General features: G+C 71.3%; 20 protein-coding genes. 13 read left to right on the forward strand and 7 right to left on the reverse strand.

All coding sequences use genetic code 11. The features are described from left to right. Positions 1 to 83: 83 nt before the first annotated feature. Complete coding sequence (locus tag ACH4UK_RS21955) at positions 84 to 2,435, reverse strand: AbfB domain-containing protein (protein WP_398358669.1); 2,352 nt, start codon at positions 2,433 to 2,435, stop codon at positions 84 to 86. Positions 2,436 to 2,524: 89 nt separating this feature from the next. Further along, entirely contained in the window at positions 2,525 to 4,969 is a 2,445-nt protein-coding gene (locus tag ACH4UK_RS21960) for an RICIN domain-containing protein (protein WP_398358671.1), read from the reverse strand. A 615-nt stretch (positions 4,970 to 5,584) separates the two neighbouring features. Here ACH4UK_RS21960 and ACH4UK_RS21965 point away from each other — a divergent pair. From ACH4UK_RS21965 to ACH4UK_RS21995, 7 genes are all read left to right on the forward strand, one after another. After that, positions 5,585 to 6,667 (forward strand): ABC transporter substrate-binding protein, encoded by a 1,083-nt coding sequence (locus tag ACH4UK_RS21965; RefSeq protein WP_398358673.1) that lies wholly within the window; start codon positions 5,585 to 5,587, stop codon positions 6,665 to 6,667. An 86-nt stretch (positions 6,668 to 6,753) separates the two neighbouring features. Next, positions 6,754 to 8,370, forward strand: a complete 1,617-nt coding sequence (locus tag ACH4UK_RS21970; protein WP_398358675.1) for a sugar ABC transporter ATP-binding protein — start codon at positions 6,754 to 6,756, stop codon at positions 8,368 to 8,370. Beyond that, positions 8,367 to 9,341 carry an ABC transporter permease gene (locus ACH4UK_RS21975; RefSeq protein ID WP_398358677.1) on the forward strand — a complete coding sequence of 325 codons (975 nt, stop codon included), beginning with the start codon at positions 8,367 to 8,369 and terminating at the stop codon, positions 9,339 to 9,341. Before ACH4UK_RS21970 ends, ACH4UK_RS21975 begins: the two co-directional genes overlap by 4 nt. After that, positions 9,338 to 10,384, forward strand: a complete 1,047-nt coding sequence (locus ACH4UK_RS21980; protein WP_398358679.1) for an ABC transporter permease — start codon at positions 9,338 to 9,340, stop codon at positions 10,382 to 10,384. The genes ACH4UK_RS21975 and ACH4UK_RS21980 overlap by 4 nt, the downstream gene beginning before the upstream one ends. 43 nt (positions 10,385 to 10,427) lie before the next feature. Then, entirely contained in the window at positions 10,428 to 11,459 is a 1,032-nt protein-coding gene (locus ACH4UK_RS21985) for a LacI family DNA-binding transcriptional regulator (RefSeq protein WP_398358681.1), read from the forward strand. Positions 11,460 to 11,490: 31 nt separating this feature from the next. Beyond that, positions 11,491 to 12,585, forward strand: a complete 1,095-nt coding sequence (locus ACH4UK_RS21990; protein ID WP_398358683.1) for an aldose epimerase family protein — start codon at positions 11,491 to 11,493, stop codon at positions 12,583 to 12,585. A gap of 106 nt (positions 12,586 to 12,691) precedes the next feature. Further along, a complete protein-coding gene (locus tag ACH4UK_RS21995) occupies positions 12,692 to 14,695 on the forward strand; it encodes a GTP-binding protein (RefSeq protein WP_398358685.1) in 2,004 nt (667 codons plus the stop codon). Positions 14,696 to 14,703: 8 nt separating this feature from the next. Here ACH4UK_RS21995 and ACH4UK_RS22000 read toward each other — a convergent pair whose 3' ends face one another. Beyond that, the gene (locus tag ACH4UK_RS22000; RefSeq protein ID WP_398358687.1) at positions 14,704 to 17,736 is read right to left on the reverse strand and encodes a carbohydrate binding domain-containing protein; all 3,033 of its coding nucleotides are present in this window, start codon (positions 17,734 to 17,736) and stop codon (positions 14,704 to 14,706) included. Between the two features lie 217 nt (positions 17,737 to 17,953). On the opposite strand from ACH4UK_RS22000, the gene ACH4UK_RS22005 reads away from it, so the two are divergent. Beyond that, a complete protein-coding gene (locus ACH4UK_RS22005) occupies positions 17,954 to 18,370 on the forward strand; it encodes an acyl-CoA thioesterase (protein WP_398358689.1) in 417 nt (138 codons plus the stop codon). Positions 18,371 to 18,383: 13 nt separating this feature from the next. Here ACH4UK_RS22005 and ACH4UK_RS22010 read toward each other — a convergent pair whose 3' ends face one another. From ACH4UK_RS22010 to ACH4UK_RS22025, 4 genes are read right to left on the reverse strand one after another with little or no spacing between them, the layout of a single operon-like run. Beyond that, complete coding sequence (locus ACH4UK_RS22010) at positions 18,384 to 19,298, reverse strand: SAM-dependent methyltransferase (protein ID WP_398358691.1); 915 nt, start codon at positions 19,296 to 19,298, stop codon at positions 18,384 to 18,386. Continuing rightward, entirely contained in the window at positions 19,247 to 19,912 is a 666-nt protein-coding gene (locus tag ACH4UK_RS22015) for a cysteine hydrolase family protein (protein ID WP_398358693.1), read from the reverse strand. The genes ACH4UK_RS22010 and ACH4UK_RS22015 overlap by 52 nt, the downstream gene beginning before the upstream one ends. Then, a complete protein-coding gene (locus tag ACH4UK_RS22020) occupies positions 19,909 to 21,015 on the reverse strand; it encodes an isocitrate/isopropylmalate family dehydrogenase (RefSeq protein ID WP_398358695.1) in 1,107 nt (368 codons plus the stop codon). Before ACH4UK_RS22020 ends, ACH4UK_RS22015 begins: the two co-directional genes overlap by 4 nt. Positions 21,016 to 21,044: 29 nt before the next feature. Next, complete coding sequence (locus ACH4UK_RS22025; RefSeq protein ID WP_398358697.1) at positions 21,045 to 21,578, reverse strand: EF-hand domain-containing protein; 534 nt, start codon at positions 21,576 to 21,578, stop codon at positions 21,045 to 21,047. Positions 21,579 to 21,843: 265 nt separating this feature from the next. Here ACH4UK_RS22025 and ACH4UK_RS22030 point away from each other — a divergent pair, with 265 nt between their 5' ends. The 5 genes from ACH4UK_RS22030 to ACH4UK_RS22050 all read left to right on the forward strand — a co-directional run bounded on the left by ACH4UK_RS22030 (position 21,844) and on the right by ACH4UK_RS22050 (position 26,775). After that, on the forward strand, positions 21,844 to 22,617 hold the full coding sequence (locus tag ACH4UK_RS22030; protein ID WP_398358699.1) for an AraC family transcriptional regulator: 774 nt from the start codon (positions 21,844 to 21,846) through the stop codon (positions 22,615 to 22,617). Between the two features lie 201 nt (positions 22,618 to 22,818). Continuing rightward, positions 22,819 to 23,853, forward strand: a complete 1,035-nt coding sequence (locus ACH4UK_RS22035; RefSeq protein WP_398358701.1) for an iron-siderophore ABC transporter substrate-binding protein — start codon at positions 22,819 to 22,821, stop codon at positions 23,851 to 23,853. Further along, positions 23,850 to 24,890, forward strand: coding sequence for a FecCD family ABC transporter permease (locus ACH4UK_RS22040; protein WP_398358703.1), 1,041 nt, complete (start codon positions 23,850 to 23,852; stop codon positions 24,888 to 24,890). The genes ACH4UK_RS22035 and ACH4UK_RS22040 overlap by 4 nt, the downstream gene beginning before the upstream one ends. Then, entirely contained in the window at positions 24,887 to 25,939 is a 1,053-nt protein-coding gene (locus ACH4UK_RS22045) for a FecCD family ABC transporter permease (RefSeq protein WP_398358704.1), read from the forward strand. The genes ACH4UK_RS22040 and ACH4UK_RS22045 overlap by 4 nt, the downstream gene beginning before the upstream one ends. After that, entirely contained in the window at positions 25,936 to 26,775 is an 840-nt protein-coding gene (locus ACH4UK_RS22050; protein ID WP_398358706.1) for an ABC transporter ATP-binding protein, read from the forward strand. Before ACH4UK_RS22045 ends, ACH4UK_RS22050 begins: the two co-directional genes overlap by 4 nt. Positions 26,776 to 26,880 lie beyond the last annotated feature (105 nt).

Genomic DNA, 26,880 nt, shown 5'->3' on the forward strand with positions numbered 1-26,880 from the left:
ACGGAGCCGGCCCGGCGGTGACGGAGGAACCCTTCTCCGTCGCCGCCGGGCCGGCCGGTCACCGGTTCACCTGCCCCCGGGGATCACGGGGCCCAGGGCGCGTCCACCGCCCAGGTGGTGTCCTCGGCGAACAGGGCCGGGTCGTCGAAGGCCCTGCCGCCCCCCGGAGTGGCCAGCCACACCTCGGAGTCGATGTGGCGCAGATAGCTGCCGGGCAGATTGGCGCTGGTGAACCGCACCCCGCCGTTCCCCGCGACCGCGCACCAGGTGGCATCCACCTTGAACAGCGCGGAGTTGTCGTTCGCGTCGCGGCGCACCCGGAACTCCCGGTGGCGGAGGAACTCGCCGGGGTAGTTCCGGGACTCGAAGGAGTAGCAGTTGCCGTTGGCGAGGCCGGTGACGATCTTCCAGGTGGCGTCCGCCTTCAGCACGTCCGGACTCCCGCTGTCGACCACCTCGGTGGAGGCCAGCGCGTCGTGGTGGCGCAGGTGCTTGGTGGTGTGTCCCGGCGTCGTGACCCGCAGCGACCGGTACTGCCCGGTGGGGAGGTCCACCGGGGGAGCGGGGTCGCGGGAGGCCTGGATCAGGGCCTGGTTGGCGGCCTTCACCCGGGCGGTGTCGACCTTCATCACCTGGCGGTCGTAGGTCAGCAGCCCGTTCGCCTCGTTCTCGACGTCCGTGATCTCCGTGTAGACCGAGGCGGAGAGCCCGGCCGGGAGCTGGCCGACCCGGATGCTGTCGAGGAGGCCGACGAAGCGGTTGTCGAGAGCCGCGATGCTCGGCTGGTCCTCGTAGCTGAAGCCGCCGCCCGGATACCACTCGTGCCCCGGCACCTTGTAGCCGAGCCCGCCGAACTCGCCCAGCACGGCGGCCCGGGTGGCGCTCGGCGCGGTGTTCCCGGGGCCGACGTAGATGTGGTTGTCCACCACGTCGCCGTTGCCGCCGTCGACCGAGCCGCAGCAGTTGACCCCGCTCATGTTGTTGACCAGCCGCGAGGGGTCCTGGGCCTTGACCTCGTCGGCGATCCGGGCCTGGTCGTACTGCCCCCAGCCCTCGTTCTGGTTGACCCACATGACCACCGACGGCGAGCTGCGGTGCTGGTCGATGATGGTGCGGTACTCCGTCTCCCACTGGGTGCGCGCGGGCCCGTCCGGCACCTTGCCGGTGTCCATCGACGGCATGTCCTGCCACACCAGCAGACCCAGCTTGTCCGCCCAGTAGAACCACCGCTGCGGCTCCACCTTGATGTGTTTGCGGACCATGTTGAAGCCGAGGTCCTTGTGCGCCTGGAGGTCGAACTTCAGCGCCTCGTCGCTCGGCGCGGTGTAGATGCCGTCCGGCCAGTACCCCTGGTCCAGGGTGCCGCTCTGGAAGACGAACTCCCCGTTGAGCACCGGCCGCAGGATGTTGTCGACCTTCGCGATCCCCACGGACCGCATGCCGGTGTAGCTGCCCACGGTGTCGGTGACGGCCGACCCGTCGAGCAGGTCCGCCCGCACGTCGTACAGGAAGGGATCCTCGGGGGTCCACAGCCGCGGATCCGGTACGGGTACGGAGATCTCCCCGTCCACCGCGCCGGTCGCCGTGCCCACCACCGTACCGCCGTCGGAGACGGTGATCCGGGCGTTCCTGCCCGCCGCGCCCGCCGTTTGGACCTTCACCCGCAGGGTGCTGTTCCCGAGGTCCGGCGTCATGTCGAGGCGGGTGATGTGGGCGGCGGCCACCGGTTCCAGCCAGACGGTCTGCCAGATGCCGGAGGCCGCGGTGTAGAAGATCCCGCCGCCCGGATGCGGCTTCACGTCGTTGATGCGCTGCTTGCCGACGGCCTGGCCGCCGGTCTGGCTCGGGTCGTACACGGAGACCACGACGGTGTTCGTACCCCCGTTGAGCTGCGGGGTGATGTCGTACGCGAACGAGTCGAAGCCGCCCTTGTGCGCGCCGACCTCGGTGCCGTTGACCCAGACCGTGGTCTGCCAGTCGGAGGCCCCGAAGTGCAGTGTGACCCGGCGGTCGTCCCAGTCCGCGGGGACGGTGAAGGTCCGCTTGTACCAGAGCTTGTCGTTCTCGGTGATCCGGCGCTGGATGCCCGAGAGCGCGGACTCGGCGACGAACGGGACCCGGATCTGCTCCGGGAAGGAGGCCGGCTGCCCGGCGTCACGGCCGGTGACCGCGAAGTCCCAGATGCCGTTGAGGTTGGTCCAGTCGGGGCGGGTCAGCTGCGGGCGCGGGTACTCCGGCAGCGGCTTGTCCACCGGGACCTGGTCGGTCCACGGCGTCGTCATGGGCGCCGGCTTCGGCTCCCAGGCGGCGGGCGCGGCGACGGCCGGGGACATACCGGTCCCCACGAGCGCGGTGGCCACCAGGGCGAGCAGGCCGGTGGCGGCCGTTAATCTCCGCCACCAGGTGCGTCGGCGCGGTGCGGGTGCTGGTCGCATGGTTGAACATCCCTTTCATGGTTGTACGGGGAGTAGCGGGCGGTAGGTGTACGGGAAGGGGGGAAGGGGGGCGGAACGTCAGGGGGTTCTCACAGCAGCCGCCACAGATGGTCGGCCGTCCCGTTGTCGTCGTACTGGACGACGTGCGCGCTGTCGGCCGTGGACATCCCGTCCACGCCGAGCACCTTGTCCGAGTTCCGGTTGCGGATCCGGTACCAGCCGTCTCCGTCCGGGACGAGCTGCCAGAGGTGGTCGGCGGTGTCGTTGTCGTCGAACTGCACGACGTGCGCGCTGTTCGCGGTGGACATCAGGTCGACGCCCAGCACCTTGCCGGAGTGCTGGTTGCGGATCCGGTACCAGCCGTCCCCGTTGGCCACCAGCCGCCAGAGGTGGTCCGCCGTCCCCGTGTCCCCGAACTGGACCACATGCGCGCTGTTGCCGGTCGACATGTCGTCGATGCCCAGCACCTTGCCCGAGTGCCGGTTCGCGATCCGGTACCAGCGGTCCGCCCGCCACGGTTCGCCGTCCGGGGCGGCCGTCGGGAAGGACGTGATCCGCAGCCGGGCCGCGCCCATGGGGACGAGGGTGACCTCCTCGACGGGCTCGGTCGAGCGCGCCGGGCTCGGCCGGAGGGGTGCGACCACCTGCTCGTCGTCCGCCGACCACTCCGGGATCCGGCGGGCGCGGGCGGTCATGGTGAGCGGAGTGCCCTCCAGCGTGAACGGGTTGTCGCCGGGGGCCCGGCCCGTGGAGCGGTGGCGCAGCGAGGCGGCGGGCCGGGCGGCGTCCAGGACGAGGCCGTAGTTCCACGGGCTCGTCGCGTGGACCGCGTACTCCGGGAAGCTGTCGCTGCCGCCGATCCGCTCGTACCGCTCCCCGATGCGCAGGGAGTACGTGAGCGGCCCGTGGTCCACGCTGACGGAGTCGTGGTTGTCCGCCCAGGTGCGTACGGCCGTCCGCTGCGGCAGCCGCAGGGTGACCCTGTCGCCGCTGGACCAGGTCCGCTCGATCCGGGTGAAGGCCGGTCCGGCGGGCGCGGCGACCCGCTGCCCGTTGACCTGGACCTCGGGGTCCGCGCACCAGGCCGGGACCCGCAGGACCAGCGGGAAGGCCAGCGGCTTCGGCGAGGTGAGGGTGAGCTCGACCGTGTCCGTGAAGGGGTAGCCGGTCTCCTCGGTGAACGTCACCTCCGTGCCGTCCGCGACCTTCGCCGTCACCTCGCTCGGCGCGTACATCGCCGCCGCCAGCCCGCCGTCGGGGGTGGCGAGCCAGAGCTCCTCGGTGAAGTACGGCCAGCCCATCCCGTAGTTGTGCGGGCAGCAGCGGTACTGGTCGACGCCCGGCAGATACGCCAGCATCGCGAAGGGGTTCTGGAACTGCCGGTCCCGCTTGGGCGCGTTGTCCAGATCGACGCTGTTGGCGCAGGTGATGTAGTGCACCGCCTTGCCCGACGGGTCGAGCGAGGCCGGGAGCGAGTTGAACGCCAGCTCCTCGCAGCGGTCCGCCCACAGCGGGTCCCCGGTGATCCGGGTGAGCAGCTGGTGGCTCGCCATGAACTCGACGATGCCGCAGGTCTCGAAGCCCTGCCGGGGGTCGCCGTGGCCGGGCCGGGCGTTCTCGTCCCCGGCGAAGCCTCCGCCGGGGAACTGGCCGTAGGCGTCCATGGCCTTCGCGTACGTGCCGTAGGTGTTGCGGGTGTCGGTGGCCGAGCCGCTGCGCAGCGCGAACTGGGCCGGTTCGCGGAAGCCCTGGGCGATGTTGACGTTGTGCGGATTGACCAGGTTGTCGCCCCAGTCGGCGCCGTACCGGTGGATCTTGTCGACGAGGTCGAGGAGGAAGGCGTCGCCGGTGCGGTTGTAGAGCCACATGACGCTGTCCAGGCCGTCGCCCCAGCGCAGCGCGATCCAGCTGGTGTCGAACGCGCCGGGCCCCTGGGCGTTCATGTAGCGGAAGAACCTGCTGAGGAACGGGATGATCCGGTTGTCCTCGCTGTACTCCTGCCAGGAGCGCAGGGCCTGGATCAGGGGGAGGAACGGCCAGAAGTCGGGCCCGCCGTTGAGCGAGGTCCGCAGCGCCTGCGGGCCGAAGAAGCCGTCGGACTGCCCGGTGGCGAGGATCGCGTCCATCCAGCGGCGGGTGGCGGCCAGCGCGCTCGGGTCACCGGTGACGATCGCGAGATCGGCGTACCCGCGCAGCCAGTACGGGACCTCCTCCCAGCCGCCCCGGTCCGGGCGGACCCAGCCGGTGGCCGTGAAGTCGAGGAAGTGCGAGAAGTCCTCGTACCGGCCGCACAGGCCCTCCAGCTGGAGCCGGAGCTGTCCGGCGAGCCAGCCGCGCGCCGTCACTCTGCCCGGGGGCAGCTTCAGGAACGCGGTGGGATGCAGAGGCGCGGCGTTGGGGGAGTAGTGGCCGCCCCGGGCGGCCGGCGCGTGGTGGCGGTCGGGCGTCGCGGCGGTCGCCCACCGGCTCGTCGCGCCCGTGGCGACGGCGGTGGCCACCGCCGTGGTGATGAGCTGCCTGCGGTTCAGGGGCATCGGTGCGGCTCCTGCTCTCGGCCCCGGCCGCCTGTGCCGCGGCCGGGCTCGGTGGGGGTCGCTGCGCGGCACCGTGGCCGTGCAGGGCGGGGCTGCTGGGCGGTGCTGGGCGGTGCTGACCTGTGGCGGAGCGTGAAACGGGGCGCTGCCGGGCAGAGGGCGGCCCGGCCGGAGCGGGGAGCGGCGGGCGACGGTCGCACGCACGCCGAAAACCGCCGTCGCGCGGCGGGGCGGCCGGACGAGGGCCAGTCTTGCAACGTTGAAAATTTGGCGTCCGGCGGTATGACAGCACGGTGTCGAGCGGGTGTCCACCCTTTGCGCAGGGCCCGTTGCCGTGGGGAGGGCCGTCGGTCGCGGTCGGGCCCCGACCTTCGGCCGACACATTTTGGAAACGCATCCGCAGCGCCCTTGCCGCCTGTGCCGCACCGCATATATAACGTTGTAAACCGAGCCGCCGACAGGCCGCGCAGGCTCTCACGACCGCTGTTCCCGCAGTACGGAGCAGGGGTCCGAGGAATGCAGCGGCACCAGCCGCAGAGCGGCCCCTGCCTCGTCCCGCATGCCCGACCGCACGCCGATCGGCGTGCCGTCAACCCGCCAAGGAGCGTTCCGCGCATGATGATCCAGCGTCGATCCCGTACCCTCGCCGTGGCCTGCGTCCTCGCCGCCACCACGCTGGCCGCCGCCGGCTGCGCCAAGTCGGAGACCTCCAACAACGCGGGCGGCGACAGCAGTCAGGGAGCGCAGGAGGCCAAGACCCCCGATTCCTCGTCCGGTGCGGGGTGCAAGCTCGAGACCTACGGCGCGCCCAAGCTGGACCTCAAGGACGCCGTGGTCGGCTTCTCCCAGTCGGAGAAGGAGGCCAACCCGTTCCGGATCGCCGAGACCCAGTCCATCAAGGACGAGGCGAAGAAGGTCGGCGTCAAGAAGCTCCTCACCACCAACGCCCAGTCCCAGCTGTCCAAGCAGATCAGCGACATCCAGGACATGCTGTCCCAGGGCGCGCAGTTCCTCATCGTCGCCCCGCTCAACTCCGACGGTCTGGAGCCCGCGCTGAAGGCGGCGGCCGCCAAGAAGGTCCCCGTCCTCACCATCGACCGCAAGGTCAACTCCACCGCCTGCAAGGACTACGTGGCCTTCCTCGGCTCCGACTTCGTCGAGCAGGGCAAGCGCGCCGCCGACGCGATGATCAAGGTCACCGGCGGCAAGGGCAAGGTCGCCATCCTGCTCGGGGCGTCCGGCAACAACGTCACCACCGACCGCACCAAGGGCTTCGTCGACCAGGTCAAGGCCGAGGCCCCCGGCCTGGAGATCGTCGCCCAGCAGACCGGCGAGTTCGCCCGCGACAAGGGGCAGCAGGTGATGGAGCAGCTCATCCAGTCCAAGCCCGACATCACCGCCGTCTACGCCGAGAACGACGAGATGGGCCTCGGCGCCGTCACCGCGCTGAAGGCCGCCGGGAAGAAGCCCGGCAAGGACGTCAAGATCGTCTCCGTCGACGGCACCCGCAACGCCGTACAGGCCCTGGTCAACGGCGAGTACAACGCCGTCATCGAGTCCAACCCGCGCTTCGGCCCGCTCGCCTTCGCCACCGCGCAGAAGTTCTACGCCGGTGAGGCGATCCCCGAGAACGTGATCATCACCGACCGCGAGTACGACGAGGCCAACGCCAAGGAATCGCTCGGCGGAGCGTTCTGACCCCACCGGACGGCCGGCCGCCGCGACGCCCCCCGGGGCGCCCGGCGGCCCGGCCCCATTCCTGTACCACCGGAAGGCCAGGATTCATGGCACCAACCCAAGCGACACCCCAGCACCCGGAGACCGCCGGTCCCGGTGCCGCCGTCGCGGACCCCGTTCTCGAGGCCCGCTCGGTGAGCAAGCGGTTCCCGGGCGTCGTCGCCCTGGACGGCGTCTCCTTCTCGCTGCGCGCGGGCGAGGTCCACGCGCTCGTCGGCGAGAACGGGGCCGGCAAGTCCACCCTCATCAAGGTGCTCACCGGCGTCTACCAGAGCGACGAGGGCGAGGTGCGCGTGACCGGCGAACCGGTCCGCTTCGCCCGCCCGTTCGAGGCGCAGCAGGCCGGGATCTCCACCATCTACCAGGAGGTGAACCTCGTCCCGCTGATGAGCGTGGCGCGCAACATCTTCCTGGGCCGGGAGCCGAAGAATCGTTTCGGGCTCATCGACTTCGCCCGGATGAACCGCGAGACCACCGAACTCCTCGACGGCTTCGGCGTCCGCGTCGACCCCAAGCGGCCCCTGCACACCCTGGGCATCGGTACCCAGCAGATGGTCGCCCTCGCCCGCGCCGTCTCCGTACAGGCCCAGGTCGTCATCATGGACGAGCCCACCTCGTCGCTGGAGCCCCGCGAGGTCGAGACCCTCTTCCGGGTCATCGAGAACCTGCGCGGCCAGGGCATCGCCGTCCTCTACGTCAGCCACCGCATGGACGAGCTCTACCGGATCTGCGACCGGGTCACCGTCCTGCGCGACGGCCGCCACATCCACACCGGCGAACTGGCCCCGCTGGAACGCATGCAGCTGGTGTCGATGATGCTCGGCCGCGACATGGCCGAGGTCCGCCGCGACGGCCTCACCGGCTTCGCCGCCGAAGGACACGACGCCGCCCGCACCCCCGTCCTCACCGCCACCGGCCTCGACCGCCGCCACCAACTGCACGACATATCCGTCGAGCTGTACGCCGGTGAGGTGCTGGGACTCGGCGGGCTGCTGGGCTCCGGGCGCAGCGAGACCGCGAAGGCGCTGACCGGCGCGCTGCCCCTGGACGGCGGACAGATCACCGTCGACGGCAAGCGCATCGGCCGCCCCACCCCGGCCGCCGCCATCCGCGCGGGCATCAGCATGCTCCCCGAGGACCGCAAGGCCGAAGGCATCGTCCCCGGCCTCTCCGTCCGCGAGAACATCGTGCTCGCCGCCATGCCCCGGCTCTCCAAGGGCGGCATCGTCTCGCGCGCGAAGCAGGACCGCATCGTCGACATCTTCATGAAGCGGCTGCGGATCAAGGCCTCCAGCCCCGAGCAGAAGGTCGGCGAACTCTCCGGCGGCAACCAGCAGAAGGTGCTGCTCGCCCGCTGGCTCTGCCTGGAGCCCAAGGTGCTGCTGCTCGACGAGCCCACCCGGGGCATCGACGTCGGCGCCAAGGCCGAGGTGCAGAGCCTCATCGACGAACTCGCCCGCGAGGGACTCGCCGTGCTGCTGATCTCCTCCGACATCGAGGAGCTGATCGAGGGCGCCGACCGCATCGTCGTCCTGCGCGGCGGCGCGGTCGCCGGTGAACTCGCCGGCGACGAGGTGGACGAGAGCCGCCTCCTCGAAGTGCTCGCCGACCACACGCCCGAATCCGGTGGGAAGGTCCCGGCCGGCCAGGAGGACCCCCGATGACCACCCAGGCCACCCTGCCACGCCCCGTGAAGCCACTGGCCCGGCTGCGCGACCCCGCCTGGTACCAGGAGTACGGCGTGTACGCGGCCGTCGCCGTCGTCCTGCTGTTCAACGCGGTGTTCACCGAGCACTTCATGACGGCCGACAACCTGCGCACCCAGCTCGTCCAGGTCGCGCCCATCGTGATCGTCGCGCTCGGCATGGCCCTGGTCATCGGCACCGAGGGCATCGACCTCTCCGTCGGCTCCACCATGGCGCTCGCCGCGGCCCTGCTGCCGCTCTACCTCGGCTACGGACTGGTGCCCGCGCTCCTGATCTCGCTGCTCGCCGGAGCGGTGGTCGGCGCGATCAACGGGACGCTCGTCTCGCTCGTCGGGCTGCAACCCATCGTGGCGACCCTCGCCCTGTTCGTCGGCGGCCGGGGCCTGGCCCTCGTCATGGCGGACGGCCAGCTCAAGCAGATCGTCAACCCGGACATCCTCGCGCTCGGCACCGGCTCCTTCCTCGGCATCCCCCTGGTCGTCCTCATCGCGGGCGTCCTCGCGCTGGCCGTCGCGTTCCTGGTGCAGCGCACCACCTTCGGCCGCCAGATCGTCGCCATCGGCGGCAACCGCTCGGCCGCCGCGCTGTCCGGACTGCCCGTCAAGCGCGTCCTGATCGGCGTCTACATCCTGTGCGGGGTGATGGCCGCCCTCGCCGGCATCCTCGCCACCGCCCGGCTCACCGCCAGCGACCCGTCCTCGCTCGGCACCCTCATGGAGCTCTCCGCCATCACGGCGGTCGTCGTCGGCGGCACCCCGCTGAACGGCGGCTCCATCCGGGTGCTCGGCACCGTCGCCGGAGCCCTGTTGATGCAGCTGCTGCGCGCCACCCTCGTCAAGCACGACCTGCCCGACTCCACCGCACAGATCGCCCAGGCGGCCATCATCATCGCCGCCGTCTACGTCGCCCGGGAGCGTCGGTCCCGATGAAGAACACCACACCAGCCGCCCCGGCCCCCCAGGCGCCGGCGCCGCTCAAGAACGCCCCCTCGCGCACCGAACCCCGACCCGAGCGCTCCACCGGCTCCCGTATCGGCGAACTCCTCCAGCGCCAGGGCGTCCTCGCGGTCCTGCTGACCGTGATCCTCATCGCCTCGTTCGTCTACCCCACGTTCGCCAGCGTCGACAACGCCCGGGGCGTCACCGTCCAGGCCTCCTTCCTCGCGATCGTCGCCCTCGGCATGACGCTCGTCATCATCACCGGGGGCATCGACCTCTCCGTCGGCTCCGTCTTCGCCCTCGGCGGCGTCCTCGCCGCCTGGGCCTCCCAATGGGGCTTCCTCGCCGCCCTGTTGGTGCCCCTGGTGGTCTGCGGCGCGATCGGGCTGGTCAACGGCCTGCTCATCGCCCGCGGGAACATGGCCCCCTTCATCGTCACGCTCGCCACCCTCCTCGCGGCGCGCGGCATGCTGCTCGCCTTCACCGACGAGGGCGCCACCACCTACCTGGTGCCCAAGGACTCCGCCTTCGCCGAGCTCGGCCAGGGCAGCATCTGGGGCTTCGGATATCCGATCCTCGTCGCGCTGGCCCTCTTCGGGGCGGGCGGACTGCTGCTCCAGCGCACCTCGTTCGGGCAGACGCTGTTCGCCGTCGGCGGCAGCAGCGACGCCGCCACCCTCATGGGCCTGCCCGTCGCCCGGACGAAGATCCTCGTCTACACCCTCAGCGGACTGCTCGCCGGACTCGCCGGCGCGCTCAACGCCGCCCGCCTCTCCTCCGGCGTCACCATCGTCGGCGTCGGCATGGAACTCGACGCGATCTCCGCCGTCGTCATCGGCGGCACCCTCCTCATCGGCGGCGCGGGCTCGATCAGCGGCACCCTCTGGGGCGTCCTGCTGCTCGCCGTGATCCAGAACCTCATCAACCAGATCGGCTCGCTCAACTCCTCGTACCAGTCGGTGGTCAGCGGCGGCTTCCTTATCGTTGTCGTGGTGGCGCAGCGTTACCTGGCGCGCAGCCGGAGATCCACCTGAACCGCGCGGATCAGGCCGAGTCGAACCGAGTTCAAGGAGTGTCGTGGGCGTCAGCCTCAAGGACGTAGCTCAACGGGCGGGCGTGTCCATCAAGACCGTGTCGAACGTGGTCAACAACTATCAGCACGTCACCCCGAAGATGCGGGCCAAGGTCCAGCAGGCGATCGACGAGCTCGGCTACCGGCCGAACCTCACCGCCCGTCATCTGCGCAAGGGCCGCACCGGCATCATCGCGCTCGCCGTGCCCGAATTCGGCAACCCGTACTTCGCGGAGCTGGCCGGCGAGGTCGTCGACGCGGCGGCCCGGCACGACTACACCGTCCTGGTCGACCACACGGCGGGCCTCCGCGAGAAGGAGCTGCTGGTCTGCCAGGGCTTCCGGTCCCATGTCATCGACGGCCTCATCCTCAGCCCCATCCATCTGGAGACCGAGGACCTGATGGCCCGGACGGAGACCGCCCCGCTGGTACTGCTGGGCGAGCGCGAGTACGCGGCCCCCTACGACCACATCGCCATCGACAACGTGGCCGCCTCGCGCGAAGCCGTCGCCCACCTCATCGCCCTCGGCCACCGCCGGATCGCCTTCCTCGGCTCCCGCACCGGCCGGGAACGCCAGCCCGCCCACCTGCGACTGCGCGGCTGGCGCGAGGAGTTGGCCGCCTCCGGCATCGAACCCGACGAGTCGCTGGTCGTCGTCACCGACGGCTACGGCCGCGAGGACGGCGCGGCGGCGATGGCCTCGCTCCTGGACCGGGGCGAGCGGCCCGACGCCGTGTTCGCGTACAACGACATGATCGCGACCGGGGCCATGCGCACCATCACCGAACGCGGCCTCTCCATCCCGGACGACATCGCCCTCGTCGGCTTCGACGACATCGAGGAGAGCCGGTTCGGGGCCACCACCCTCACCACCATCGCGCCGGACAAGGCGGCCATCGCCCGGCTCGCCGTCGACAGCCTCGTCGAACGCCTCGCCGGCACCCCGGTCGCCGAACCCCGGCGGCCCCGCCCCGGCTACCGCCTCGTCGTCCGCGAATCCACCACGCCCCGCGAGGCCTCCGGGCCGACCCGCTAGAGGCCCTTCCGCACCCCCCAAGGAACTCCTCATGCCCACCGTGCACCGCAAACCGTTCGGCCGCGCCCACGGGCAGAGCGAGATCGACCTCTGGACCCTCGACTCCGGCACCGGCGTACGGGCCGAGATCCTCACCTACGGCGGTGTCCTGCACAGCCTCACGGTGCCGGACACCGCCCGGGTCCCCGGCCCGGTCGTCCGCTCGCTGCCCGCGCTCGACGACTACACCGACAAGAACCCGTACTTCGGGGCGGTCGTCGGCCGGTACGCCAATCGCATCGCCCACGGCCGCTTCACCCTCGACGGGGCCACCCACCACATCCCCGCCAACGACCGGGGCCACGCCCTGCACGGCGGCCCCGACGGCTTCCACGCCAAGGTCTGGGAAGCCACCGGCGAGCGCACCGACACCGCCGCCGTCCTCCGGCTCACCCTGCACAGCCCCGACGGCGACATGGGCTTCCCCGGAGCGCTCGACGTGAGCGCCACCTACACCCTGGACACCACCGGGACCCTCGCCGTCGACTACACGGCCGTCACCGACCGGCCCACCGTTGTCAACCTCACCAACCACTCCTACCTCAACCTCGGCGACGACGACATCCTCGGCCACACCCTCCAGGTCGACGCCGACGCCTACCTCCCCATCGATCCCGACTCCATCCCCGAGGGACCGCCCGCCCCGGTGACCGGCACCCCCTTCGACCTCACCGCCCCGCAGCGCATCGGCGAACGCCTCGACCGTCCGGACGCCCAACTGGAGCGGGCCGGCGGCTTCGACCACTGCTGGGTCCTGCGCCCCGCCGCCCCCGGTTCCCTGCGCCGGGCCGCCCGCCTGACCGCCCCCGGCGACCGGCGGACCCTGGAGCTCTGGACCACCGAACCGGGCCTGCAGGTCTACACCGCCAATCAGCTCGACGGCGCGTTCACCGACGGCTCCGGCCGCCGCCACGAACGCCACGGCTCCCTCTGCCTGGAGACCCAGCACCTGCCCGACTCGCCCAACCGCCCCGGCCACCCGAGCACGGTGCTGCGCCCCGGCGACATCCTGCGCAGCCGCACCGAATGGCGCTTTCCGCATCTGCGCGCCGAAGAAATGCGGTTGCGGCTCTCAGCGGCCTCCTGATCTACTCCCCGCAAGCCATCAGCACAACCCAGGAGTTCGATTATGCGCGGAGCTTTCGTGTCCATCCCGACAGAAACTGACCTTTCTCTCAAGGACATGAAGCTCCGTGCACACAGTGAATCTGGGAATTCTGGCGCATGTCGACGCCGGTAAGACGAGCCTGACCGAGCGGCTGCTGCACACCGCCGGAGTCATCGACACCGTCGGCAGCGTCGACGACGGCAGCACACGGACCGACTCGCTCGCTCTGGAGCGCCGCCGCGGCATCACCATCAAATCCGCCGTGGTCTCCTTCACCGTCGGCGACACCACGGTCAACCTCATCGACACCCCCGGCCACCCGGACTTCATCGCCGAGGTGGAGCGGGCCCTCGGCGTGCTCGACGGAGCCGTCCTGGTCGTCTCCGCGGTCGAGGGCGTGCAGGCCCAGACCCGCGTCCTGATGCGCACCCTGCGCCGGCTGCGCATCCCGACGCTGCTCTTCGTCAACAAGATCGACCGGGCCGGAGCGCGCTACGGCTCGCTGCTCACCAGCATCGCGGACCGGCTCTCCCGGGACGTCGTCGCGATGAGCTCCACCGACCGCCTCGGCACCCGAGAGGCGACCGGCACCGCGTTCGCCGACGCCGACCCGGCCTTCACCGGCGCGCTCGCCGAACGGCTCACCGTCCACGACGACGCACTGCTCACCGCGTACGTCGACGACCCGGCGGCCCTGACCGCCGCCCGGCTGCGGACCGCACTGGCCGACCAGACCGCCCGCTGCCTCGTCCACCCGGTCTTCTTCGGCTCCGCGGCGACCGGAGCGGGCGTCGACGACCTGATCGGCGGCATCACCGGGCTCCTGCCCGCCGCACGCGGCGACGCCGAAGGCCCGGTGCTCGGCACGGTGTTCAAGGTCGACCGCGGCGCGGGCGGCGAGCGGAACGCATACGTCCGCATGGTCGAAGGGACCGTGCGCACCCGGGACGTGCTGCCTTTCCGGAGCGCGGACGGCGCGGAGGGCGAGGGCAAGGTCTCCGCGATCGAGGTGTTCCAGGACGGTACGGAGAGGATCGCCGCCTCGGTCGGCGCGGGCCGCATCGGCAGGCTGCGGGGCCTGGCGGGCATCCGCGTCGGCGACACCGTCGGCACGGTCCCGGCGGTGGCCGGAGCCCGGCACTTCGCACCGCCGACGCTGGAGACGATCGTCGTGCCCGCCCGCCCGGAGGACCGCGGCGCACTCCACCTCGCGCTCGGCAGGCTCGCCGAACAGGACCCGCTGATCGGCGTCCGGCACGACGACGTCCGCCAGGAGGTGTCCCTCTCGCTGTACGGGGAGGTGCAGAAGGAAGTCGTCCAGCAGACCCTGGCCGAGGAATTCGGCGTGGAGATCGCCTTCCGGGAAACCACGACCATCTGCCGGGAACATCCCGTCGGCACCGGGTCCGCCGTCGAATTCATCGACAAGGACCCCAATCCCTTCCTCGCCACCGTCGGACTGCGCGTGGAGCCGGCCCCGTACGGCAGCGGCGTGGAATTCCGCCGCGAGGTCGAACTGGGCTCGATGCCCTTTTCGCTGATGCGGGCGGTGGAGGACTCCGTGCACGCCACGCTGAGTCAGGGAATGCACGGCTGGCAGGTCACCGACTGCGTCGTCGTCCAGACCCATGCCGGATACTGGCCCCGCCAGAGCCATTCCCACGGCACTTTCGACAAGAGCATGTCGAGCACGGCCGGAGACTTCCGGAGTCTGACGCCGCTGGTCCTGATGGACGCGCTGCGGCAGGCGGGAACCCGGGTGTACGAGCCGATGCACCGCTTCCGGCTGGAGCTGCCCGCCGACGCGTACGGCCCGCTCGCCCCGGTCCTCGCCCGGCTCCGCGCGGTCCCCGGGCCGCCGGTGACGAGCGGCGGACTCTGCACGCTGGAGGGCGAGATCCCGGCGGCCCGGGTGCACGAGCTCCAACAGCTGCTGCCGGGACTGACCCGTGGCGAAGGGGTGCTGGAGTCGGCCTTCGCCGACTACCGCCCGGTCACCGGACCGGCCCCGGAACGCCCGCGCACCGACCACGACCCGCTGCACCGCAAGGAGTACCTGCTGCGGACGGTGCGGCGGGTCGCCGGCTGAGTGCTCCGCTACTTGAGGAAGGGGCCCGCCGTGCCGATCTTCCCGGGCGCGGCGTTCTTCCCGCCGAGGTCCAGGACGTACACGCGCAGGTTCCCCTTGCCGGGCGCCGGGACGGCGAGCGTGCCGCCGGTGACGACCTGGGTGTCACCGGTGACGGCGTCCTTGTACGTGCCGTTCGGGATGCCGGTGTACGTGGCGCTCCCGGAGACCGTGACGAGGGCGAAGCTGTCGGTGCCGCTCACCGCGTCGGTGTAGCGCCGCTTGTACGCCATGGAGCCGCTGATGCCCTCCGTGGAGTACTGCCCCATCTGCAGCGCCGGCACCGTGCGCCGGATCTCGTTCAGCCGCTGGAGGTGTTGGGCCAGGGGGGTGGCCAGGGTGTCGGCGACCTTCCCGGTGGCGGCGGACACCTTGCCGAAGTCCGATGCCGTCACCTCACCGGCCAGGTGGTCCCCGAAGTAGGCCCGCCCGGTCGAGGCGAGCGGACACGTCGGCCCGCAGTCGATCTTCTTCCCCTTCTGGAACTCGATCTCGGAGCCGTAGTAGAGCGTCGGGATGCCGCGGAAGGTCCACATCAGCGACATGTTCTCGGCCCAGGCGTCCGTTCCGCCCGCATACCGTTCGCTGCTCTTGTTGGGCCCGTAGTCGTGGCTGTCGACGTAGACCACGTTGTAGGTGGCGTCGTTGTAGCTGTCGTCGGAGTCCTTCCCGTTGTGGAAGGCGTTGTTCGCGTCGCCGAAGTTCATGTGCATCCGCATGTCGATGACGTTCATCCCGGAGAACAGACTGCGGTCCGGTGCGTGGTAGGCGTTGCCCTTGAGGAAGGCGTTGTCGGAGACGGGCTGTGATCCGGTGCCCTGCTGCTGCTCGTAGTCGTACATCTCCAGGGCGGCCTTCTCGTCGTCCGCGCTGTACTCCTTGCGCTCCTTCCAGGTGAAGAACTGCGCCGAGTGGTTGACCGAGCCGCGGTTCCACTTGTCGTTGACGAAGGCGGCGACCTCGCCGAAGACGAAGAAGTTCTCCGCCGCCTCGGCGCCGAACTGCTGGGTCACCCGCTCCTGGATGGCGGGCAGGAAACGACGGTTCCAGGTGGTGCGCGGAATGTGCACCGCCGTGTCGAGCCGGAAGCCGTCCACGCCCATGTCGATGTACTTGTTGTACGCGCCGATCAGATAGTTCTGCACCTGCGCGCTCTCGGTGTTGAAGTCGGCCAGGTCATCGTGCAGCCAGCAGGAACGCGAGTCCTCGCCCTCCCAGTTGCCGATCCAGCAGTTGTGGTAGATCGCTTTCGGGAACATGCCCGAAGTGGGGTTCGGCCACTGGCAGTTGTAGAGGCGATAGCCCTCCGGTGAGGTCTGCCCGGTGGGTGTGCCCCAGTTCAGACAGGTGTTGCCGGACGGTTCGGCCGTGGACCACAGGTCGCCGTTGTAGTACGACTTCCCCGACTTGGGCTCGACGGTGAGGCCGTCGTAGGTGAAGCCGTCGTCCTTCTCGTCGTAGTACCAGCTCCACTGGGAGTCGCGCACCCCGTAGGCCTTCGGGGTGAACAGGCCCTTGGCGCCCCAGCGCGAGGAGTGGTTGTGCACGACGTCCTGGTAGATCTTCATGCCCTTGGCGTGCGCCGCGTTGATGAGGTCCTGGTACGAGGCTCCGGCGGACTCCAGGCGCGGGTCGACCCGGTAGAAGTCGTAGCCGTGGTAGCCGTGGTAGTCGTAGTCCGAGCGGTTGAGGACGACGGGCGTGATCCAGATCGCGGAGAAGCCGAGGCCCTTGACGTAGTCGAGCTTCTGCACCAGACCCTTGAAGTCCCCCCGGAACATGGGGTCGTCGTTGGCCGCGTTGCCGGACTTCTCGTGCTGGCTCCCGCCCCGGTTGTTCGTGGAGTCGCCGTCGTTGAAGCGGGCGGTGAGCACGAAGTAGATCGGGTCCTTGCGGGGGTCGGTGCCGAGCGGGGTGCCCGCCGCGGGGGCGGTGGGCTTCTCGCCGGTGGTGGCGGAGGCCGGCGCGGACGCGGCCGAGAGGTTCCCCGCCGCGTCGACGGCGCGGACGGTGTAGCGGTAGGCGGTCCTCGCCTCGAGACCGGTGTCCGAGAACACGGTGGAGGTGGTGTCGGTGACCACCGTGCCCGTCGTCCCCCCGGAGCGGCTGACCTGATACTTCGTCACACCCCGGTCGTCCGTGGCGGGTTCCCAGGTGACCACGACCGACACTCCGTCGGCGGCGGCCTCGACCTCCGTGGGGGCGGACGGTGCTTCGGTGTCCGGCTCCTGCGCCGCGCACGGGTCCTTCGCCGAGGCGGTCACCGTGCGGTCCTTCACCGTGGTGAGCCCGGTCGTGAGCGTGTAGTCGTTGCCGTTGTTGTTGTCCCAGACGCCGTTGCCGTCGTTGAACGTCGCCTGGAGACCGGTGGCGCCGCCGAGGTCCACCGTCCGCTTCACCCAGCCGGTGCAGGCCGCCTCCATGCCGATGCCGGGAGGCGTCGTCCAGGCTCCGCCGTGCGGCCGGTAGTGGAGATTGACGGTGGACCAGCCGACGGTCGACGTCGCGTAGTAGACCGACGCGGAGTTCGGCCCTTCGGGATCCGGGTCCTCGGGGTCCGGGCCGGGTGTCGCGCACGGGTCGCTGTGCGCCACGACGCCGTCCTTGACGGTGATGCTCCCGGTGCCGAGGTCGTAGTTCCTGCCCGCGTTGTTGTCCCAGGTGCCCGAGCCGTCGGTGAAGGTCGCCTTGAGCCCGGCCGCACCGCCGAGCGGGACCGTCAGCTTGACCCAGTCGGCGCAGGCCGCCTGCATCCGGGTGCCGGGCGCGGTGGTCCAGGAACCGCCGTCGGGGGAGTAATGCAGGTGGTACGCCGACCAGTTCCGGGTTTTCGTGGAGTAGAAGACGGTGGCCGTGGCCTCGGCGGCGGCCGGGGCGGCGACGGGTCCGGTCGCCGGGGCGGGGACGGCCTGCGGTGCGGCGGTGAGGAGTCCCAGCAGCCCGGCTGTCGCGACGGCCGCGGCGAGCGGGCGTCCCAGCAGCCGGTGAGGGGTGCGTCTCATGCGTGTCTCCAGGGGAGGGGAGAACCCTGACGCGCCTCGGGGTTCGGCGAGTGAACACGACCCGGCAGCAAGTCCTGCCGGAATGTTGCTGCAATCTCTTGCGAGGTGGAAGTTACCGGTGCATGACAGGTGCGTAAAGAGGTCCGACGGAACCCGGCCGCTCTCCCCGCGGAACGCCGCGCGGAATGCCGCGTCGCGCGGGAGCGTTCGCACGGTCATGACCTTCTCCGTTGATGTGACCGTGCGCGGCTATGAGCTCGACACCCAGGGGCACCTGAACCAGGCCGTCTATCTCCAGTACGCGGAGCACTCCCGCTGGGAGCTGCTGCGGGCGGCCGGACTGCCCCAGGAGAAGCTGCTGGCCGACGGGATCGGCCCGGTCCAGCTGGAGGTGACGGTCAAGTACCGCCGCGAGCTGCGCGGTGGCGAGCGGGTACGGATCACCTGCCGGTTCGACTACGGCACGGGCAGGACGTTCACCGTGGAGCAGCGGATCCTCAAGGAGGACGGCACCGTGGCCGCGGAGATCACCGGAGTGGCCGGCCTCCTCGATCTGACCGAACGCCGGCTCGTCGCGGACCCCCGGGGCCGGCTTGCCGCGCTGGCCGGCGACCCCGACCGGCTGACCGGCTGACCGTCAGCCGGTCTCAGCGCGCGGGCCGGTGCGCGAACACCCACCGGTTGGCCGCCAGCGCGTCGGGGCTCTCCGGCCGGGGCCCGCGACCGTGCCGGCGGGTGAAGTGGAACGGGGTGCGCACCGCCGTGGACCAGCCCCGGCCGGCCAGGTCGCCGGCCGAGTCCGGCCTCGGCTCGCCGTCGAACAGGGCGAGCAGATCGACGCCGATCCGCTGCTTCGCCGCCGCGTAGACCGGGCTGTCGCGGACGGCCGCCGACTCCACCCCGAGCTTCGCCTCGTAACCCAGCGAGCTGCCCGCCGCGCTGAGCCGGTCCACCGTGTCGATCAGTCGCCTTTCGGCGGCCCCGGGGAGGTAGAGCAGCAGCCCCTCGGCCAGCCAGGCGGTCGGCGCGGCCGGGTCGAATCCCGCGCGCACGAGCACCGCGCCCCAGTCCAGGCGCAGATCGGCGGCGATGGCGACGCGCACCGCCTGCGCCCCGGTCGACAGCCCGCCGCCGGTGGCCGGCGAGTCCAGGACACCGGCCTTGAACGCGAGCACCTCCTCCTGGTCGATCTCGAAGACCGTGCAGCCGGGCGGCCACTCCAGGCGCAGCGCCCTGGTGTCCAGTCCGGCCCCGAGCAGGACCACTTGACGGACCCCGGCGGAGGCCTGCCGGAGCAGGAAGTCGTCCAGCACCCGGGTCCGCAGTCCGAAGTAGCGGCCCAGCCGGCCCCACAGCGGATCGGCCTCCCCGCCCGGAACCTGGTCCGGGCGCACCGGCCAGGAAGCGGACGCCCGCGCGGCGCGCACGAAGTGCTCCGCGTAGACGTCCCGGGCCAGCGCGTCCGGCCGGTACGTCTCCACGGCGCGCGCGGCCGCCACCATGAGGGCGGTCAGGCCGACGCCCCCGGTGACGCCGCCGCCCTGCCGGACGGTGTCGGGCATGTCTCCTCCTCTCCGGGGAGGCGGGACCATGCCTCGTCGCGGTCGGCGGTCGTGATCCGGGCCCCGTACAGCCGGCCCATGAAGCTGAGGATCTGCGCGTCCGGGAGGTGGAGCCCGGCGGTGCAGTCCCGCAGCACCGTCACCCGGAAGCCCTTCTGGAAGGCCGTCCGCGCGGTCGAGTCCACGCAGACGTCCGCGAAGAGCCCGGCGAACACGAGATGCCCGATGCCCCGGCCCACGAGGTGCCGCTCGAAGCCCTCGCCGAGGAACGCGTCGAAGCACGCCCGCTTGGTGAACACCGCCTCGCCGGGCTCCGGTTCCACTCCGGCGGCGAACTCCGCGCCCCAGGTCCCCTCCAGACACTTGGGCGGCTTTGCGAGCGCCGCGTCCCGCCGCCGCCAGCTCTCGCCCTGATAGCGGATGTCCCCGAGGAAACGGACGAAGACGACCTCGGTGCCCCGGGCCCGTGCCGCGCGGACGGCGCGGGCGGTGTTCGCCGTGACCCTCTCCAGCCGGGCGGGATCGCCCGGATAGCGGGAGGCGGCGAGCGGGCCCGCGCAGAAGTCGTTCTGCAGATCGACGACCACCAGCGCGGTCCCGCCCGGCGCGCTCACGAGGCTTCGGCCCGCACGGCCGCGGCCGGTGGTGGTGCCGGCTCGAAGGCCGTGGCCCCTCCCTTCTCCAGGGCCCCGAGCAAGGCGTCCACCACCTCGGTGGTCGAGTGGCGTCCACCCAGGTCCGGCGTGCGGACCCGCTGCCCGTCGACGGTGAGCAGCGCCTCCTCGACCGCCCCCACCGCCCCCGCACAGCCGCCGTGCCGCTCGGCGATCGCCGCGGCGGCCCGTACGGTCGCCACCGGATTGACCCGGTCCAGCCCCTCCAGGTCGTCGGCGGACCCGTGCACGGTCTGGTACTCGACCAGCCCGCGCACATCGGGATGCAGATGCACGTTCTCCGTGCAGCGGTTCTCCTGCCGGTCGGAACCGAAGCGGTCCAGCAGGACGACGTGCATGATGTCGGCCCACTCGTTGCCCGCCACGACGACGGTGCGCTCCGGGAACCCGTGCGTGATCAGATTGCGGTTCACCGTGTCGGGCTGGAACAGGCCGACCGGCACGTCGTACCGGGCGGCGAGATCCGTCACCCAGGCGTCGAGCGCGCCGTCCAGCAGATGGAACTTGTACGCCATGACGATCCGCGCCGGACCGGCGCCGGGCCACTGCCGCCAGGCCCGCTCCACCGCGTAGGAGAGCACCTTCTCGGTGAGGTCGCGGCTGAACTCCATGGTGCGCCGGACCACCCCGTCCAGATGCTCGTTCTCCCCGGTGTAGAAGCCCTGGGCCTGGTCCCGGACCAGCAGCAGCGCCCCGCCGTCCCCGATCGGCAGGGCGTCCACCTTGACGGCCTGGAGCCGTTGCCGCACCAGATACAGGGACTGCGCGTTGATCGCCGTACGGAAGATCGCCGGGGTGCCCAGCGCCGACTGCGTACGGCAGAAGTCCTCGTAGTGTCCGGCGTCCACCGCCGTGAGCCCGCGGACCGCTTCCACGCCTCCTTCCGCCTTGAGCGACGCATACGAGTGGTACGTCCGGGGAGAGCGCCGCACGCCGATCTCCGTTCCGTGGAGCCGGGCCAGTGTGCCCAGCACCCGTTCGAAGACGGCGGCCACTTCCGTGCCCGTCCCGCGGCCGACCGCGAGCCCGATGACCGGTTTCAACCGTGCTCCTTCGTCCTCGGTGGTGGAGGTCAGACGGCGGTGCCGACGACCAGGTGGTCGCCGGGGATGCCGGCCTTGTCGGGGGCGTAGTAGTCCTTGATCCCGGCGACCCAGGTCTCCACCCGGATCCGGTCCCCGTCCGTGGGCTCGAAGGCGTCGAAGAGCGCGTCGATGTTCGTGGGCTCGAACCCGATGGCCGTCATCAGCGCGACGAACAGAGGGCGCTCGATCAGACCGTCGCCGTCCGGGTCCCCCAGCGCGGCGAGCGCCTCGGCGAACACGCCGATGGTGGCGTCGAACCGCTCCGGCGACAGCACGCAGGCGGTGTACTCCTCGAAACTGATCTCGCCGTTCCCGTCGGCGTCGAGCTCGGTGCGCAAGGTCGTCCAGTACCGCCGGAACGCCGCGCGCATCGCGTCCTTCGCCGCCTGGTCCGAGGTGTGCGCCTCCCGGACGACGCGGTCGCCCATGAGGTCGAAGTCGTCCGCCTCCAGGACGCCGTTGGCGTTGGCGTCGAGCAGGGAGAAGACGAGCGCGACCCGCTTGGTGGCCTCAGTGCTCATGAATCCGTCACCTTTCTCCGCACGTCACGTTCCCGCCGACCGCGGCCCGGTGCCCGGTCGGCCCGTCCACTCTCCGGCCGGGCGGCGGCCCGCACGGCGAAAGCGGCCGTGCCTTCACCTGAAGGACGTAACCGACCCCGCGTAAACGTCGAGTTGAGGCAGTGGGCGGGGCCCGGCGCCGCCGCACGCCCCCGACCTTCTAGGCTGGGCGGATGCGCGTCACATCCGCCGCGAGCGCCTTCCGCAGGACCGAGGTCCGCATCCCGTGACCAGGGAGACCCGGACGCTGCCCGCGCACACACCCGGTGCGGTGGACACCCCCTTCGTCATCAAGGGCTACGACGAGGTCGTCCTCCACGACACCCTCTGGGACGCGCACTCCCACCCGTTCCACGAGCTGCTCTGGAACGAACGGGGAGCCTCCACCGCGGTGGTCGGGAGACGGACCTGGACCATCACCCCCGCCCTGGGCCTGTGGATGCCCGCGGGCACCCTGCACGGAGGATCGGCGACCGCCGGGACCTGGTTCCGGGCGAGCTTCTTCGGCTTCCGCACCACCGCGTCGATCTCCGACACCCCGGTGGCCGTCCAGATCACCCCGCTGCTGCGCCTCCTGCTCGAGCGGCTCGGCGAACCCGGCCTCGCGGCCGCCTCGCGGGCCGCGACCGAGGCGCTGGTGCTCGACGTCCTCGCCCCGTCGCCCCGCGAACTGCTCGTCCGGATCCCGGCCTCGGACCTGCTGCGTCCGATCGCCGACGCGGTGCGCGAGGATCCGGCCGACCAGCGGACGCTGGCGGACTGGGCGGCGGCCCTCGGCGTCAGCACCCGCACGGTCGCGCGCGCGTTCACCGCCGAGACGGGGACGAGCTTCGTGCGCTGGGTGGCGGCGGTCCGCGCCCAGCACGCGATCGGCCTGCTGGCCCGGGGATGGGACGTGGAGACCGTGGCCGAACAGGTGGGCTATCGCTCGGCGAGCGCGTTCGGCGTCGCCTTCCGGCGTACGACGGGACTGACCCCGGGGACCTTCCGGCCGGCCTGACCGCCGACCGGGGTGTCCGTATCGCTACAGGGCATGTCTCAAACGGTTGATTGCGACAGCCGGGTCGCTTCTCATAAAGTACGAAGGCAAGCCTTACCTAAGCCGTTGACGCATGCACCGCGCAGCGCCCCACGACGGCGACCCACGCCCGGACGTGCGGGAAGCGGCACCCCCGACATCCGGAAAGCCGGGTACACACCCATGTCTTCACACCGCCTCCGCCTGCTCGTCGTGGCGGCCGCCCTCGTCTCCGTCTCCGCCTGCGGCGGGACCACCGACGCCGGGACCAAGGACGACGAGAGCCGCTCCGGCGGCGGGTTCCCCCTGACCATCGAGCACGCCCTGGGCAAGACCACCATCCCGGCCAAGCCGCAGCGCGTCGCGACGGTCAACTGGGCCAACCACGAAGTGCCGCTCGCCCTCGGCGTCGTGCCCGTGGGCATGGCCGCGGCCAACTTCGGCGACGACAACGACGACGGCGTGCTGCCCTGGGTCGAGGAGAAGCTCGACGACCTGAAGGCGAAGACGCCGGTGCTCTTCGACGAGACCGACGGCATCGACTTCGAGGCCGTCGCGGACACGAAGCCGGACGTCATCCTCGCCGCCTACTCGGGCCTGACCAAGAAGGACTACGAGACCCTCAGCGAGATCGCCCCCGTGGTCGCCTACCCGGACGCCGCCTGGGCGACCCCGTGGCGCGAGATCATCCGGACGAACAGCAAGGCGATCGGGCTGGCCGACGAGGGCGAGAAGCTGATCACGAAGCTCGACGGCGACATAGCGAAGACCGCCGCCAAGTACCCGCAGCTCAAGGGCAAGTCGGCGATGTTCATGACCCACGTCGACCCCAACGACGTCAGCCAGGTCGGCTTCTACACCGCCCACGACACCCGCACGCAGTTCTTCGAGGACCTCGGGATGAAGATCCCCGGATCCATCGCCAAGGCGTCCGAGGGCACGAAGAAGTTCGCCCTCACCAAGAGCGCCGAGCAGATCGACGCGTTCGACGACGTCGACATCATCACCGGCTACGGCGACGACACCGGTGAGCTGCTCAAGACGATCACCAAGGACCCGCTGCTCTCGAAGATCCCCGCCGTCGAGCGCGGCTCCGTCCACCTGCTGCCCGGCACCAGCCCGCTGGCCACCGCGGCGAACCCGACGCCCCTGTCGATCGGCTATGTGCTGGACGACTACGCCGCCGCCCTCGCCGAGGCCGCGGACAAGGTCAAGTGACCACGCTCGACACCCGCACCCCGCCGGACGCCGCCACCGGGCGTCCGGCGGGCGTGCGCCTGCTGTGGCTCCTGCTCTCCGTGCTCGCCCTCGCCGCGGTCATGGTCGCGTCCGTCGCGTTCGGCTCCCGTGACGTGCCCTGGTCCGACGTCGTCGCCGCGCTCGGCGGCGCGGAGGACACCCTGGGACAGGCGGCGGCGACCAAGCGCATCCCCCGTACGGTCCTCGCCGTCGTCGTCGGCGCGGCCCTCGGCCTCGCCGGCGGCGTGATGCAGGGCGTGACCCGCAACCCGCTGGCCGACCCCGGCATCCTCGGCGTCAACATGGGCGCCTCGCTCGCCGTCGTCACGGCCGTCGCGTTCTTCGGACTCACCTCGCCCACCGGCTACATCTGGGTCGCCGTCGTGGGCGCCGCCCTCTCCGCCCTCTTCGTCTACACCGTCGGCACACTCGGCAGGGGAGGGGCCACGCCGCTGAAGCTGGCGCTCGCCGGGGCCGCCACCTCCGCCGCCTTCGCCTCGCTCGTCAGCGCGGTCATCCTGCCGCGCAACGACATCGCCGGAAGCTTCAAGCTCTGGCAGATCGGCGGCGTCGGCGGCGCGTCCTTCGAACGCATCGGCCAGGTGCTGCCGTTCCTCGCGGTCGGCTTCGCGGTCTGCCTGCTCTCGGCCCGCGCCCTGAACTCCCTCGCGCTGGGCGACGAGCTCGCCGCGGGACTCGGTGAACGCGTCGCCGTGGCACGGGCCGTGGCCGCGCTCGGAGCCGTACTGCTGTGCGGAGCGGCCACCGCCGTCGCCGGCCCGATCGGCTTCGTCGGCCTCGTCGTCCCGCACACCTGCCGGCTGCTCGTCGGCGTCGACCACCGCTGGCTCCTGCCGCTCTCCACGGTGCTCGGCGCGGTCCTGCTCACCGCCGCCGACATCGTCGGCCGGATCGTGGCCCGCCCCTCCGAGATCGACGTCGGCATCGTCACGGCCCTGATCGGGGCCCCCTTCTTCATCTACATCGTCCGCCGACAGAAGGTACGTGCCCTGTGAGCGCCCCTGTCCTCACCCGGCCGGCGTCCGTCGAGGCCGCCACCCGCCGACGCGTCCGGGGCGCGGCGCGCCGCCGCCTCGTCGTCCTGGTGCTGGCGGTCCTCGTCGTCGCCGCGTTCGCCGTGACCCTCATGGCGGGCCGGACGTTCTACCCGCCCGGGGACGTGTTCCGGGTGATCCTCGGCGAGCAGGTGCCGGGGGCGTCGTTCACGGTGGGCCGGCTGCGGCTGCCCCGCGCGGTCCTCGCCCTGGTCGCCGGATTCAGCTTCGGCCTGGCCGGCGTGACCTTCCAGACGATGCTCCGCAACCCGCTGGCCAGCCCCGACATCATCGGCATCAGTTCCGGGGCGAGCGCCGCCGCCGCCATCGCGATCGTGACCCTGTCCCTCGGCGAGGTGCAGGTCTCCGTCCTGGCCATCGCCGCCGGTCTCGCGGTCGCCCTGCTCGTCTACTCCCTGGCGTTCCGGGACGGCGTCGTCGGCACCCGGCTCATCCTCATCGGCATCGGGATCTCCGCGATGCTCGACAGCGTCACCTCCTACGTCCTGTCCCGGGCCGCCGAATGGGACCTCCAGGAGGCGATGCGGTGGCTGACCGGCAGCCTGAACGGAGCCACCTGGGACCAGGTCTTCCCCGCGCTCGCCGCGGCGGCCGTCCTCACTCCGCTGCTGCTGGCCCAGGCCCGCAACCTCTCCGCCCTGCAACTCGGCGACGACACCGCCTCGGCCCTCGGCGTCCGCGTCGAACGCACCCGGATCACCGTGATCGTCGCCGCCGTCGGGCTGATCGCCTTCGCGACGGCGGCCGCCGGCCCCATCGCGTTCGTGGCGTTCCTCTCCGGCCCCATCGCGGCCCGGATCGTCGGGGCGGGCGGCTCCCTGCTGGTACCCGCGGGACTCGTCGGCGCGCTGCTGGTCCTCGTCGCCGACTTCTGCGGCCAGTTCGCCTTCGGCGGGCGCTATCCCGTCGGCGTCGTCACCGGCGTCCTCGGAGCCCCCTATCTCGTCTACCTGATCATCCGTACCAACCGGGCGGGAGGCTCGCTATGACCCTGAACCACCGACTGACCGCCGAAGGACTCACCCTCGGCTACGGCGACCGCACCGTCGTCGACTCCCTCGACCTGGCCGTACCGCCCGGCCGGATCACCGTGATCGTCGGCGCCAACGCCTGCGGCAAGTCGACGCTGCTGCGCTCGATGTCCCGGCTGCTCGCGCCCCGGGCCGGCCGGGTCGTCCTGGACGGCAATGAGGTGCACCGCCTGCCCGCCAAGGAGCTGGCCCGCACCCTCGGCCTGCTGCCGCAGTCACCGCTCGCGCCCGAGGGCATCACCGTCTTCGACCTCGTCGGCCGCGGCCGCCACCCGCACCAGGGCATCTTCTCCCGCTGGAACGAGAAGGACGACGCCGCCGTGGCCGCCGCACTCGAGGCCACACACACCGAACCGCTCGCCGAACGCGCGGTGGACGAGCTCTCCGGCGGCCAGCGCCAGCGCGTGTGGATCGCGATGGCCCTGGCCCAGCAGACCGATCTGCTGCTGCTCGACGAGCCGACCACCTTCCTCGACGCCAGCCACCAGATCGAGGTCCTCGACCTCCTGACCGACCTCAACCGCTCACGCGGTACCACGATCGTGATGGTCCTGCACGACCTCAACCTCGCCGCCCGGTACGCGGACCACCTGATCGCGCTGGCCGACGGCGGGCTCCACGCGTCCGGCACCCCGGCCGAGGTCCTGACGGAGGCGACCGTACGAGCGGTGTTCGACCTCGACAGCCGCATCATCGAGGACCCCGTGTCGGGCCGGCCCCTGATGCTCCCGATCGGCCGGCACCACGTCCTGGACCGGGCCGGGGCCCTGCCCGCCGGGGAGACGGCCGGCTGAGCGCCGGTGCGCGCGCCCCCTCTGATCGGCTGACTGCGGAGCGTCACTGCATGTTTCGGAGGGTGATGGGGGACACAGGGGAGGTCTGGTGCCGGGGCCCGCTCC

This window comes from Streptomyces sp. NPDC020884 (assembly GCF_044333935.1).
Lineage (GTDB): Bacteria > Actinomycetota > Actinomycetes > Streptomycetales > Streptomycetaceae > Streptomyces.

Coding starts and splice junctions, on each gene's coding strand:
- ACH4UK_RS22050 (WP_398358706.1), top strand. CDS start 25,936: ATGACCCTGAACCACCGACTGACCGCCGAAGGACTCACCCTCGGCTAC.
- ACH4UK_RS21990 (WP_398358683.1), top strand. CDS start 11,491: ATGCCCACCGTGCACCGCAAACCGTTCGGCCGCGCCCACGGGCAGAGC.
- ACH4UK_RS21955 (WP_398358669.1), bottom strand. CDS start 2,435: ATGCGACCAGCACCCGCACCGCGCCGACGCACCTGGTGGCGGAGATTA.
- ACH4UK_RS21975 (WP_398358677.1), top strand. CDS start 8,367: ATGACCACCCAGGCCACCCTGCCACGCCCCGTGAAGCCACTGGCCCGG.
- ACH4UK_RS22000 (WP_398358687.1), bottom strand. CDS start 17,736: ATGAGACGCACCCCTCACCGGCTGCTGGGACGCCCGCTCGCCGCGGCC.
- ACH4UK_RS22035 (WP_398358701.1), top strand. CDS start 22,819: ATGTCTTCACACCGCCTCCGCCTGCTCGTCGTGGCGGCCGCCCTCGTC.
- ACH4UK_RS22025 (WP_398358697.1), bottom strand. CDS start 21,578: ATGAGCACTGAGGCCACCAAGCGGGTCGCGCTCGTCTTCTCCCTGCTC.
- ACH4UK_RS21980 (WP_398358679.1), top strand. CDS start 9,338: ATGAAGAACACCACACCAGCCGCCCCGGCCCCCCAGGCGCCGGCGCCG.
- ACH4UK_RS22010 (WP_398358691.1), bottom strand. CDS start 19,298: ATGCCCGACACCGTCCGGCAGGGCGGCGGCGTCACCGGGGGCGTCGGC.
- ACH4UK_RS21965 (WP_398358673.1), top strand. CDS start 5,585: ATGATGATCCAGCGTCGATCCCGTACCCTCGCCGTGGCCTGCGTCCTC.
- ACH4UK_RS22005 (WP_398358689.1), top strand. CDS start 17,954: ATGACCTTCTCCGTTGATGTGACCGTGCGCGGCTATGAGCTCGACACC.
- ACH4UK_RS21970 (WP_398358675.1), top strand. CDS start 6,754: ATGGCACCAACCCAAGCGACACCCCAGCACCCGGAGACCGCCGGTCCC.
- ACH4UK_RS21960 (WP_398358671.1), bottom strand. CDS start 4,969: ATGCCCCTGAACCGCAGGCAGCTCATCACCACGGCGGTGGCCACCGCC.